This window comes from Paenibacillus sp. JDR-2 (assembly GCF_000023585.1).
In the GTDB taxonomy this organism is placed as follows: Bacteria; Bacillota; Bacilli; order Paenibacillales; family Paenibacillaceae; genus Pristimantibacillus.
This window is the reverse complement of record NC_012914.1, coordinates 4,369,641-4,381,629: the sequence shown is the minus strand read 5'-3', so window position 1 is coordinate 4,381,629 and position 11,989 is coordinate 4,369,641. Positions and strand designations below refer to the sequence as shown.

14 protein-coding genes and 1 tRNA gene are annotated in these 11,989 nt (G+C 47.8%); 4 read left to right on the top strand and 11 right to left on the bottom strand.

Annotation, left to right across the window (positions count from 1 at the left end; translation table 11 throughout):
- Positions 1-8: 8 nt before the first annotated feature.
- From PJDR2_RS19335 to PJDR2_RS19320, 4 genes are all read right to left on the bottom strand, one after another.
- Entirely contained in the window at positions 9-170 is a 162-nt protein-coding gene (locus PJDR2_RS19335; protein WP_015845409.1) for a hypothetical protein, read from the bottom strand.
- A gap of 140 nt (positions 171-310) precedes the next feature.
- Positions 311-1,141, bottom strand: coding sequence for a carbohydrate ABC transporter permease (locus tag PJDR2_RS19330; protein ID WP_015845408.1), 831 nt, complete (start codon positions 1,139-1,141; stop codon positions 311-313).
- Positions 1,141-2,016 (bottom strand): carbohydrate ABC transporter permease, encoded by an 876-nt coding sequence (locus PJDR2_RS19325; RefSeq protein ID WP_015845407.1) that lies wholly within the window; start codon positions 2,014-2,016, stop codon positions 1,141-1,143. The genes PJDR2_RS19330 and PJDR2_RS19325 overlap by 1 nt, the downstream gene beginning before the upstream one ends.
- Before the next feature lie 125 nt (positions 2,017-2,141).
- The gene (locus PJDR2_RS19320; RefSeq protein ID WP_015845406.1) at positions 2,142-3,452 is read right to left on the bottom strand and encodes an ABC transporter substrate-binding protein; all 1,311 of its coding nucleotides are present in this window, start codon (positions 3,450-3,452) and stop codon (positions 2,142-2,144) included.
- A 292-nt stretch (positions 3,453-3,744) separates the two neighbouring features.
- Between PJDR2_RS19320 and PJDR2_RS19315 the strand changes: the two genes are divergently transcribed.
- Both PJDR2_RS19315 and PJDR2_RS19310 read left to right on the top strand, forming a co-directional pair.
- Positions 3,745-5,373 carry a cache domain-containing sensor histidine kinase gene (locus tag PJDR2_RS19315; RefSeq protein ID WP_265525063.1) on the top strand — a complete coding sequence of 543 codons (1,629 nt, stop codon included), beginning with the start codon at positions 3,745-3,747 and terminating at the stop codon, positions 5,371-5,373.
- Between the two features lie 44 nt (positions 5,374-5,417).
- Entirely contained in the window at positions 5,418-6,929 is a 1,512-nt protein-coding gene (locus PJDR2_RS19310) for a response regulator (RefSeq protein WP_015845404.1), read from the top strand.
- Between the two features lie 96 nt (positions 6,930-7,025).
- Here the strand turns inward: PJDR2_RS19310 and PJDR2_RS19305 are convergent.
- A tRNA-Val gene (locus PJDR2_RS19305) sits at positions 7,026-7,098 on the bottom strand.
- 133 nt (positions 7,099-7,231) lie between these two features.
- Here PJDR2_RS19305 and PJDR2_RS19300 point away from each other — a divergent pair.
- Positions 7,232-7,570, top strand: coding sequence for a cupin domain-containing protein (locus PJDR2_RS19300; RefSeq protein WP_015845403.1), 339 nt, complete (start codon positions 7,232-7,234; stop codon positions 7,568-7,570).
- Positions 7,571-7,625: 55 nt separating this feature from the next.
- Here the strand turns inward: PJDR2_RS19300 and PJDR2_RS31995 are convergent, their stop codons facing one another.
- The 5 genes from PJDR2_RS31995 to PJDR2_RS19275 form a co-directional block, all read right to left on the bottom strand.
- Complete coding sequence (locus PJDR2_RS31995) at positions 7,626-8,363, bottom strand: anti-sigma factor (protein WP_015845402.1); 738 nt, start codon at positions 8,361-8,363, stop codon at positions 7,626-7,628.
- The gene (locus tag PJDR2_RS19290) at positions 8,360-8,932 is read right to left on the bottom strand and encodes an RNA polymerase sigma factor (protein WP_015845401.1); all 573 of its coding nucleotides are present in this window, start codon (positions 8,930-8,932) and stop codon (positions 8,360-8,362) included. Before PJDR2_RS19290 ends, PJDR2_RS31995 begins: the two co-directional genes overlap by 4 nt.
- Before the next feature lie 111 nt (positions 8,933-9,043).
- Positions 9,044-9,724: a cupredoxin domain-containing protein gene (locus PJDR2_RS19285; protein WP_015845400.1), complete on the bottom strand. Its 681-nt coding sequence runs from the start codon at positions 9,722-9,724 to the stop codon at positions 9,044-9,046.
- A 10-nt stretch (positions 9,725-9,734) separates the two neighbouring features.
- Complete coding sequence (locus tag PJDR2_RS31990; RefSeq protein ID WP_015845399.1) at positions 9,735-10,994, bottom strand: plastocyanin/azurin family copper-binding protein; 1,260 nt, start codon at positions 10,992-10,994, stop codon at positions 9,735-9,737.
- A gap of 149 nt (positions 10,995-11,143) precedes the next feature.
- Positions 11,144-11,335 carry a DUF2524 family protein gene (locus PJDR2_RS19275; protein WP_015845398.1) on the bottom strand — a complete coding sequence of 64 codons (192 nt, stop codon included), beginning with the start codon at positions 11,333-11,335 and terminating at the stop codon, positions 11,144-11,146.
- 164 nt (positions 11,336-11,499) lie between these two features.
- Here PJDR2_RS19275 and PJDR2_RS33245 point away from each other — a divergent pair, with 164 nt between their 5' ends.
- Positions 11,500-11,664, top strand: a complete 165-nt coding sequence (locus PJDR2_RS33245; RefSeq protein WP_015845397.1) for a hypothetical protein — start codon at positions 11,500-11,502, stop codon at positions 11,662-11,664.
- Between the two features lie 58 nt (positions 11,665-11,722).
- Here the strand turns inward: PJDR2_RS33245 and PJDR2_RS19270 are convergent, their stop codons facing one another.
- Positions 11,723-11,956 carry a DUF3892 domain-containing protein gene (locus PJDR2_RS19270; protein WP_015845396.1) on the bottom strand — a complete coding sequence of 78 codons (234 nt, stop codon included), beginning with the start codon at positions 11,954-11,956 and terminating at the stop codon, positions 11,723-11,725.
- Positions 11,957-11,989 lie beyond the last annotated feature (33 nt).

Genomic DNA, 11,989 nt, shown 5'->3' with positions numbered 1-11,989 from the left:
CTGCAAAACTAACGGTGCTCAATCAGGTCAATGGCGCCAAGCACCATATGGGCCAGGCCAAATCCGAGAACGCCGGTACCCACAAGCTTATACTTGCTTTTTCTTAGCAGGGATGCACCAGAGGCCGACACAACAGTTCCGAGAACAGCAGGAATCAAACCTTCACGCATGATATCCACTCCTTCGATTGTTTTGCAAGACGGCTTAGTTTGCGCGATTTAAGGAAGAAAATTCATATAAAAAAGCCTTGATTTCTCAAGGCCTTTATTTTGAAGGGACAGTCCGTTTTTGTGCAATCACTTTTGCAGGCTTAACCTTTTACCGCACCTGCCGTAAGACCGCTGACGATATATTTTTGTCCCGCTAAATAAAGAATGAGGACAGGGATCGACGTCATTACGAGGTCGGCAAAAATCAGATTCCAGTCACGGCTGTATTTGCCGTAGAAATTGTAGATGGAAAGCGGCATCGTCCATGTCGAGCTGTCGGTAAGGAAGTACAGAGGGATCGTGATGTCGTTCCATACCGACATGAAAACCATGATGGCAACCGTTGCGTTAACCGGTACGATAAGCGGCGTAATGATTCGGAAGAACACGCCCATCAGGCTCGCGCCTTCCAGGAAAGCAACCTCATCTAGCACTTTTGGCACCGATTTGATAAAACCGCTGTATAAAAAGATACTGAATGCCGTATTTAAAGCTGCATAAATGAGAATGACGCTCGTGATGCTGCCGTAGAAGCCCAGCCATTGCACGACGCGGATCGTTGTGATGGTGGACATCGGAGCGATTAATCCCATGAAGAAAAACAGATACAGGTAGCTTGCAACCTTGCTGTTGCGGCGCGCTAATATAAAGGCGGCTGCGGAAGACGTGATAATGTTCAATACTGCGGATACTCCGGTGATGACGATACCGTTCAGAAACGCGCGGGCAAGACCGCCTTCCTTAAACACGGTCACATAGTTAGAGAACATCCATTTGTCCGGAAACCGGATCTGAAACTTGGAAACTTCGGCGCTAGTCATAAACGAACCAAATATCATAAGCAAAAGCGGAATGATTATGCCCAGGCAAGCGATGAGCAATATGATTTCTACAAGGTAGTTACGCAGAGATATTTTTCGAGTGAAATTCATTATTCGGTAACCTCCTTACGGCGCATGAAGATCAGCAACGGGATTGCTATCAGGCTGACGATGAGGAACAGCAGCGTATTGATCGCCGTGCCAAGGCCCCAGTTGCCTTCGCCAAACGCCCGAAGAATAATCGTGCCTACAACCTGCGAGGAATTGCCCGGACCGCCGCTGGTCAAAACGAATACTTCGGAGAATACTTTCAATCCGCCGATCAGCGTAAGCATTAAGTTGATATTGATGGCCGGCAGCAGAAGCGGAACGGTAATGTTCGTAAAGCTTCTCCAAGCACCTGCACCGTCAATCGTTGCAGCTTCATAGTATTCCTTCGAGATGGATTGCAGGCCAGCCAAGTAAATAGCCATTTGGAAGCCGGCTTGCTGCCAGATGGCAACCAGAGCAACCGTCCAAATTACAAGATGGGGGTTGGTCAGCCATGCCTGACTCAGGAAGTGAAGGCCGATGGCGTCAAAAAACTTGTTCACCATACCTTCTGTACGAAGGATTGGAGTGAAGACGATAGAGATTACCAAGACGCTTAAAATAGAAGGAGAATAAAAAATAGCGCGAAGGAAATTGCGGGATTTAAGCCGCATATTTAAAGCGATGGCAAGCACAAGGCCAATCACATTTTTTCCGACAACAGTTGCTAATGCAAAAATAAACGTGTTTTTCATGGCAAGAATCAAGGTATCGTCCGTGAAGATTTTGTTGAAGTTATCGAAGCCGATAAACTTGATGCCGATTCGATCCAGACGCCAGTCTGTAAAGGAGTAATACAGGCCGATAATTGCCGGTAACACGAAGAAGACCGTATAGATAAGCAGCGCTGGCCATACGAGGTAATAGCCATACATACTTTTGGAGCGTGTCATCATTTCTCATCCCACCAAAATGTTGATTTTATATTCTAGTTCTGCTGCCTAATCCTTAAGAAGAAGCGGCCGCTGCAAAAGAACAACAGCCGCAGATACGTCTTTAACAGGTTTATAGTTGTTGTTGCTTAGAAGCCGGCTTCGCCTTTGTCTTTCATCAGCTCTGCAAACTTGTCATTCCAGGTTTGAAGCACTTGCTGGGACGTTTTGCTGCCCGTGAACTCGTCTTGCAGGCTTCTATACAGTTCGCTGCGGTCAACCAGCATGTAAGCGTCCATCGTCATGGCAACCTTCTTAGGCGTAATGTAGTTGTCCAAAATTTCTTGCTTGTAAGCAGGAAGCTCAGGCGTTGTTACGTCGCTGAGATTGGACACGTAGCTTTGGTTGTTCACAATTTTTTGCGCTACTTCTTTTGTTGCAATGAAATCAAGGAATTTCTTAGCTTCTTCGATGTGCTTCGCTTTTTTCGGTATAAACAGCTGGCCGCCAAGCGGGCTTGCGCCAAGATAAGCGTCGCCGCTGTTGTCAGTCGGGTAAGCGAACAGGCCAAGGTTCATGTTAGCATCCTGTTGCTGTACCGATTCAATCAGCCAGTCACCCATGAACATCATGGCTACTTCCTTGTTCAGGAATTTACCTGCAGCCATGTCATAGCTGTCGCTCAATACGTCGGTATTGGTGTAGCCTTTTTTATACAGATCGTATTGCTGGTCAAGGATCGTTTGGAACGCTTGAATATCCGTCCATTTTTTCTTGTTTGCATTCAGATCGTCGAAGAGAGTAGGTTCGTTTTTAGCCGCGTATTCGCCAAACGATGCGCCCGGCATTACGTTTGCCGCCCAGTTGTCTTTGAATGGCATAAAGATTGGCGTGTAGCCGGCTGCTTTAATTTTCTCGCAAGCAGCAAGGAATTCGTCATACGTTTTTGGAACTTCAAGTCCAAGCTCTTTGAAAATATCTTTGTTATATACAACCCCTTGCATGCCCGTATCTTGGCTTACGTGGAAGCTGTAAATATGGCCGTATGCGGACAGGACGTCTTTGTTCAGAAGACGGCTGACCCAAGGCTGGTCATCCAATATTTCAAAGTTGCGCTCAAGATTAAGGTCGGTCGTTGCGCTAGCCAGGTTGTATTGCAGAATGTCTGGCGTTTCGTTAACGGCTAGCTTAGTTTGGAGCACGGTCGATGTTTGCTCTGCAGGAAGCAGCTGTAAATTAACTTTGATATTCGTTGCTTTCTCGAATTCGTCGAGCAGGTCCTGCTGTACGAATGCGGAGTCTTGCGAGCTTTTGGATAGGGCAAGCTCAATCGTTACTTTTTTGCCGCCTCCGGTACTACCGCTTTCGGAATTCGAGCTGTTGCTTCCGCATGCTGCCAGCGATACGGCTAGTACTGCGCTTACTGCGCCCAATGATAGTTTACGTGCTGTTTGTTTCATGTTTTTCTCCCCTCATGGTGCCCTTTGTTGTATCTTCGACTGAATCCGTTTACAATCCAATTGTAGGTTTTTTTCAAAAGGAGGTACATGTTTGACCTTTACCTTTTCTGTGTAAAATTCTGAACTTATATCGAATCGGAGGCTATCATTCTTGAAAGGCTTCAGCAAGAAAATCAAATTTACTCCACGACACACCAGCCTTCAAACGAAGGTAGTTCTTATGTTTTTAGTTTTGTTATTGTTTGTGCTGTGCTGTTTTTTGGCATATGTGAATTGGCAGGTCATCAGGCCTTTGAAGGAAAACAATGAAAACGATAAGCAGCTCACGGCAGCCAAAATCAGCGGACAGCTGGACCAATATATTAAAAACCAGAATCAGCTTTCTCAGCGCGTTTTGTCTAACCAGCAAGTTGCGGCGGCATTATCCGGGGGCTATCATTCGGCGGATTCCGCAGAAGGTCTGACTCAAAGCCGCATATTGAAACAGATGATGTTCGAGGCAATCGGTCCCAGCGTGGATATTCGGGATATGATCATCTATGATCTTGAAGGACGGGCGGTTTCTTCCTATATCGGTTATCCGTCGAATCCCTTGCTGCTGGAAGCCGGCCTCAGAACTGAAATGGATGATAACGACTATATTTTATACCAGCAGAAGAATGGCATAACGGCGTTTGATAGAGCGATTATCAATCAGAATGGCCAGATTTACGGCTATCTATCCATTCAGCTGGACCAGTCCGAGCTGCAGCTTCCAACCGAAGATGTTGCGGTTGGCGACGTCTATATCGTGGACCAAATGCATCAGTTGATTGCCCGCTCGCAGAATGCCAAGGAGCCGGATAATCTGGAGCTTGTGGAGGCTGACCCTGAGAGCAGCGGCATGTATGTGGACGGCGATTCCAATTACATCGCCTATAACCGTTCAGCCAGCACCGATTGGACAACCTATGTTGTTACACCAAAGCAGGCCGTGCTTGGACCGGTCAATTCTGTCAAATATTTATCGATTACGCTTATTTCCATATTGATGCTGTTTTCATTCGTGTATATTTATTTCAGTACCCGAAATCTGCTGCTGCCGATTCGGAAGCTGCGTGGCCAAATCTCGCGCATCAACTATAGCAACCTGGACGTCAAAGTGGACAACCGTTCTCATAACAACGAGTTGATGGCTTTAAGTGATTCCTTTCAGGAGCTGCTAGGCCGTCTCCAGCAATCGATCGAAAACGAAAAGCTGGCGCTGCATGAAGAGGTGAAGGCGAGAAACTCGGCTCTTCAATCGCAAATCGCGCCGCATTTTATTCACAATGTGCTATATTTGATTAGCATTGCCGCCCAAGAGGGCAAAAACAAAGCGGTATCCGATATGTGCAAGCATCTGTCAGATTCCTTGCGTTATATCGTGACGTCTCCCTATCAGCATGTCTCAATGGCTGAAGAACTAGAGCATATCCGAAACTATTTGTCGCTTGTCCAGCAAAATTACGAAAGCGATCTTGAATGGGAAATTATCGCAGATGATGCAGCCGTAAATCTTATACAGCTTCCAAGGCTGGTCATCCAGCCGTTCGTCGAGAACTGTATCGAGCATGCGTTTACGAATACCGACCCGCCTTGGCGCATTAAAATTCTGGTGAAGCTGTATAACGGGATTTGGGCCATCGAAATCAGCGATAATGGTGAAGGTATAGAAGCGGATAAGATTAATGAAATCATGAATAATATTTCGAATTCCGAAGCGAGGGAGCATGAGCTCCATATGCCTTCAAGCTTTGGAAATATGGGGATTGTTAATACGGTGAATCGGCTCAAGCTTATGTATAAGAACCGGCTATTTTTCAACCTGTACAATAACGCGGGGGAGGAAAAAGGCTCAACCGTGCAAATTATCGCCTCTCTCACGAAAGATTTTTATTAAGAAAATGCTTACGAGGCAACAATTCTTTTTAGGAGGAGAAGCCTATGTTTACCGCCTTGATTGCCGAAGACAGCAAGCCGATACTGCGTAATATCAAGGCGCTTCTCGAATCATCGGAACTGCCGATTCAGATCGTCGCTACAGCCTATAATGGAGAAGAGGCATTGGATTATTTGCAGAAGCAGTCCGTCGACATCCTGATCACCGATATCCGGATGCCCAAGCTGGACGGGCTTGGACTTATCGAGCAGGCCAAGCAGCTGCATTCGTCGCTGAAAGTTGTGCTCATTAGCAGCTACAGCGATTTTGAATATACGCGCAAAGCGATTAATTTGCAGGTGTTTGATTATTTGCTAAAGCCCGTTGAGAGGAAACAGTTGATCGAGGTAATGGAGCGGATCGTTGATTCGCTCGCGGAAAAGCTGGAGTATAGCATTGATCCCTTAAAGTCGATTGTTCCTCCTGCCTTTCTATCCGGCTTGCGACTTGGACCGCAATTTCATGAACAGCCGGTTTCGTTGTTTCTGATTGGCAAGCAGCCTTTTATTCCGAATTTGGACAATTGGAACATGGAGACGCTGCAAACGATGCTTGAGGACCTTTGTCAGCCGCAAAGCTGCTGGCTGTTTCCTGCTAAGGATTCGGACCGTTATATTGTTTTGGTCCAATCCGCTGTGAAGGAGCGGTTCGCTACAACTCTTGCTTGGATGGAATCCATTGAACGTCTAATGCTCAGTGTCGATATTGAAATCACCATGGCGGGCCGCTTCCAGCCGGTTGATATCAACCAACTGCAGCTTCAATACGATAGGCTTAAAGGTTTACTCGATGAAGAAACGCTGCTTGATAAAAGAGTGCTGCTGGATACGGATTATCGCATTCCTGAACAAACAGGAAAGGAAGACATTATCAGAAGCTTTACCGATATGATCGAACAGCGCCAATCACAGCCATTCCTGATAAAGCTCCGTGAATATCTGCAAATCTCCTATATCGAGCATGCCCGATATCTTGATCTCGAGCGGCTTGTATCAGCGATCGGAGATGCTTTTGTCCATGCTCTGCCGAGCAGCGGGCCGGAGGAAAGGCTGGCAGCGGCAGCGGCTGTCAAAGAAATGCTGGAGCAAGGCAGCTACGAGAGATTTTGTAAGCAATGTTTGGACTGGAGTGCCCGCAGCTTTGAGCTGCTGCAATTGCGCAACCGGAAGAGCGGAGAAGAGTTGTTCGAGCAGATGGATGCTCACGTCAAGCTCCATAAATTTTCGCAGCTTTCCATCAATGATCTGGCTGCCAAATTCCATGTCAGCGCGTCTTATGTGAGCCGGATCATAAAGCGTTATACGAACACAACGTTCGTCCAATATTACATGGAGCTGAAGATCGAGGAAGCCTGCAAGCAGCTGCGGGCTAAGCCGGATTTGAAAATCAAGGAGCTCGCGGATGCTCTTTCCTTTAGTGACCAGCATTATTTCTCCCGCGTGTTCAAGGATTATACGGGATTGAGCCCAAGCGAGTATAAGGAGCAATATGTTGGCTCAGGATTCTTGTTAGAATAGAGCCCAACGAAAAAGCGGTGCATGGATAATCCATGCACCGCTTTTTTGCTATAAGAAAACCCGCTCAGCACAAGGCTTTGCGGGTTTCTGTTCGTATGATCTGTAGTGGGCTCGAACCACTGACCCCTACCCTGTCAAGATAGTGCTCTCCCAGCTGAGCTAACAGATCGTGTGAGTGATGAATATTAATATATCAGCATCCAAAATGAATGTCAACACAATTATTACCTTTTCATATACCCGGAAAACTGCTACGATAACAATCACATTACAGGTCAAGCTGACAGCAAGGAGCAAGTGTGATGAAGGTAAGCAGAAGCAACACGGAACACTACATATGGGGGGACCAATGTGACGGCTGGCATCTGCTGAAGCAGCGGGATCTGAGTATCATTCATGAGAAAATGCCGCCGCATACGGCCGAAACGCGCCATTACCACGAGAACTCCCAGCAGTTCTTCTTTGTTCTCGAAGGGACGGCGACCATTGAGATTGCCGGCGAGACCTTTGAGCTGGAAGCGCATGAAGGGATTCATGTTGCCCCGCATACTCCGCACCAGATGTTTAACAAATCGGATCGCGACATTCAGTTTCTTGTCATCTCGGAGCCTACAAGCAGGGGAGACAGATATCCTTCCTAATCGAGTAAATTAACCGCCATTCGTGCCTGAACGTACGGATGGCGGTTTTTATGAATCAGGAGATTGAGCTGTACAGCCTTGTTCCCCGCGGTTGGTTGCCGTGTTCGTCAGGCTCAAGCGTAATGCCAATGGAATCAAAAGCAAGCGTATCGCCGGATATAGGCATCGCGAGTACTCCGATACCTTTGTCATCAACCCGGAAAGTACCCGCGCTATCCTTTTGTCCGGCATGGTTCAGCCATACCTGGTAGACGGAGCTGTCTTTGGAAGCCGGTGCGCCAAATACATAGACGACAAATTGCATGTTGCTTCCGTTATCCACAATACAGGCGACGGCATAGGACGAAGCGACGTCATCCGATACCGGCTTTAAGGATATAAGCTGATTGATCTGGGAAGCGGATACGGACAACGCCTGTTCGATAGGGATAACGGCCGGACCGCTTCGGCTGCGATACAGCTCCACATTCCATGCCGTGCCCGCAACCAACACGGCGAGTACGGCTGCGGCAGCAGCACCCCAGGTCAGCTTCCGGAAGGAACGTTTTGCAGGGTGAGGTTGAACAGAGGCCAGAGCGGCGTCCATGACCTGCTGCTTCAAGTCAGCCGGAGGTTCAATCAGCTCCATATCGGAAGGAAGAGAGTCCCATACGAGCCGAAGCTCTTCGAGCTCGCTCTGGCAGGCCGGGCAGCCTGGAAGATGACGTTCAAAAGCTTTCTTTTCTGTATCGGAACAAGCGCCTGAGATATAGTCAAGGGCATTATGGCAAACCGTCACATTTTGCTGCTTCATGATTGCTCTCCTTCGGCCACGAGATGCCTGCGTAATATTTTTAACGTCTGATGCAGACGGTTCTTTACCGTTCCTATCGGCTGGTTATAGATAGCCGCAAGCTCGCTGATGCTATAGCCCTGCCAATAGAAATGCTCAAGCAAATGGATCTGCTGGGCGGACAGATCACGGTAAGCGCTGCGGATCTGGTCCTTCATTTCGCTGTTAACGGCAGCCGTTTCCGGTGTAGCGGAAGCTTCGTCCGGGATTTTAGCCAGCTGCTCGGGTTCGACCTGAACGAGAGGAGCCGTGTCTCTCCGTCTTTTGCGCAGCCAGTCGGTTGTAATATTGCGGGTAATGGTCAGCAGCCAGCTGGAGAACCTGCCTTGCTCGGGATCATAGACGGATTTGGTTGTCCATAATCGCATAAATACGGCCTGGACGATTTCTTTAGCGACATTCTCGTCCTTTAAGGTTTTCCAGGCAAAGGAATAAACGAGAGACGAGTAACGGTCATATAAAACAGAAAGCGCCTCGCTCTGCTTGCTCTGAATGAGCAGCATCAATTGATGATCCGTAAGCTCCCGCATACGATGGTACCTCCAAGAGGATAATATAATTCTATTCTACCAACTGTTTACAGCTGCGCAATACGAAAGGAAAACAGGGATAACCAAGTATGGTTATCCCTAAATTTGTTTCTATTTGTCTGAGACGGTAATCGTGGCTTGCATGCCCGGATGCGGCATACAGTGGTAGGCGAACTCGCCTGTTTTATCAAAGGTAACGGTTTTACCTTCATTCTCCGCTAGCAGTCCGGTGTCAAAAGAACTGTCATCGGCTGTTGCGCTATGCTTGATTTCGTCCTTATTAATAAATTTGACGCGATCTCCCGGCTTTATTTCCAGCTTGGCAGGGGAGAAGGCGAAATTCGAAATTTCAACGACATATTCCTTGCCGCCATCATCTGTTTCCGATGCTGTAGCTGCAGGCGAGCTTTTTGGATGATCTTCGCTGGCAGCAGGAGATGCCTTGGAATCATCATCATCGTTATTGCGCCCGCCATGATGATCATCATGGGAGGGAGAAGGCGAAGGTTTTGGCGTTGCCGTAGCAGCTGCTTGCGGTTTGGCTGTTGCCGTTGCTTCCGGAGCTGCAGACGGCGATTCGGAAGGCGCGGCTGATTCATGCTCCATATTCTCATGCTCATCACTAGTCATAGAAGCTTCTGGGGTAGGGCTTGGCGTGACGGTCGCGGTCTCCTGTGAAGGAGGGGGCGCAGAGGCTGCCTTATCTGATGAGCTGCCGCATGCCGCCAGCATAAACACAAACAGTAGTCCTGACAACATGAGCAGCAGGCTTTTGCTAGTTATTAACTTCATGGCAAATTCCTCATTTCACAATAATCTGACCGGTCATAAACGATTTGTGCAGTTCGCAATAGTAATTGTAGGTACCCGGTTTATCAAGGGTAATCGTATAGGACTCTCCTGTTTTGAGCACGGGAACTTTAAAGCTGCCGTCGACTGCTACCGCGTTATGCTCCATCTCGTCATAGTTGGTAAAGGTAATTTTGGAGCCAGCCTCAACGGTTAGAGGTTCCGTTCCGAAAGAGAACTGTTTAATATCAATCTGATAGGTTTTCGCTTCCGGGGTCATGCCTTTGAAGGTAGACGGATTAATAACAAACCATACCTGGTTTACGTTCTGGCCAAGTGCATCTCCGGATTTTGTATCCTTGATAAAGTAGTAGAGCGGGTATCCTTTGTAGGTCCATTGCTTCGTGCCGTCGGCACGGGTGATGCTCGAGAAATCGGCTTTATTCAGGAAGGCGGGAATTTGCAGCTCGTCGGATGTGAACACAGGCCAGTTGACGAGGCATTGACCACCGCAAGCATTAATGTTCTCGGCATCCTTGGTGAAATAGTACAAGGTCATGCCGTTATTGTCGGTCAGATAAGTACCCAGCTCTTGATGGCTTCGCAGTTGAATTCTTTTCCCTTGAGGAAGCGCTGCGGATTGCGAGAGTACGCCTTTCTGCTGGAGGTTAACAAAAAAGGATTGCCCTTGCGGCGTTTGAACGGTTAATGACTCGATAAGAGCTGTCGCAAGATGAGCGTTGGTCAGCGGACTGGCTGCCGCAATGGATGCCATGCCTTTGGAAGCGGCAAAGGTCAACGTATCCGCATAAGCGAACTCGGCACCGGAACGGAAGCCAATATTTTCGAGAAGAACTTTGTACAGCTGTTGTGCGCTGACGGGATCGTTCGGACGGAAGGTGCCGTCCGGGTTTCCGGCCCAGCCCAATTCAGGATGCTGCTTCAAGTAGGCGAGAATAGGAGCATTGGATTTGCCTGCTTTGTCTGCGTCTTTAAAAGAAGAAGTGCCCATGCCCGCCATTGCTTCCTTCAAATGGCCGTTCAGGCGCAGAGAAATGATGGCCGCCTGCATGCGGTTGGTCCGCTTGGCCAGGTAAGTATCGTTAACGCCGTTGCCGTCGCCCAGCAGCAGTCCCAGCTTCGCAGCCGATTCTGCGTCGTTTGTTACGGAAGCGGGTTGCGGCTCCGCTGCCGATGCTCCAATGACAGACGACAGCAGACCCGTTAAGAGTACGGCTGAAAATATAAACATCGTTAGTTTTTTGGTGTTCATGAATAATCCTCCTTAAAGAATAATGGTTTCTTATAGGAGGTAACGAAGGAAATGAGAAAGCGGTTTGAAGGAAATTGAATTTTTTTTCGGGGTTTATAAAAGAGTAAGGTCCATGCGTTTAAACATGGACCTTACTTCGTTTCTCGTTATTAATGATTACCATGCGGAATATCGCATTTGTTCTGAATGAACCGGATCTGATTCTCGAGCCGGTTAATCTCCTCCTGCTGCTCGGCAGTGGAAGCGGATCCGTGTTTTAACGAATCAAGCTGCGCGATAAGATTCGGCAAGTCGGAAGAAGCATTTGCGCAATCATAGCTGCTGTTCAAATCTGGAGTCATGGTGAAGTCACTCTCCCTCTGTATTGTGAGTACGATTGTCCGCCATTTAGTATGAACCGGATCAGCTATTATGATGCGAACTTGTGACAAATTTAGCATATTTCATTCTGGCCATACATACCTGTATAGAAAGCATTTGCATAACTAATAGGAGGCGGTATCGTTTGGCACAGGAGTATGCCTATATGGCCGTATGGCTTCTGGGCTTGTTTGGCATCGTGGGTACGGTAATCGCTTGTGTGGCAAGGTTTGTCGTTAAAGATTCCTTATCTTATGATCAAACGCATGTATGGCGTAGAAAACTGCCTCCCGAAACGAAGAAAAAATGACCATCGATAGTAAAGAAAAAATCGGCTGTCCGCGATCGCGGCAGCCGATTTTCGTGTTTTAGAAGGTTGGCAGATTGTCGAGATTATTGTCCTTGCGGCCATCCGCGTTAGAGCGAAGATGGTCTTCGTGGTCACGGCCCTTAAAGACGTTTAATCCGGCAATTTCATTATTTTTAACCATCGATTGTGCGGTTTTATAATCGACGACCCGGCCAGACGTTAACTGCAGCTCAACAATATCGCCGTCTCCGTTTTTGCGTACGGCAACTACTTCTTCTTGTGTGTAATCCATATTATCATCCTCCCGATGATAGTATGGATCGAA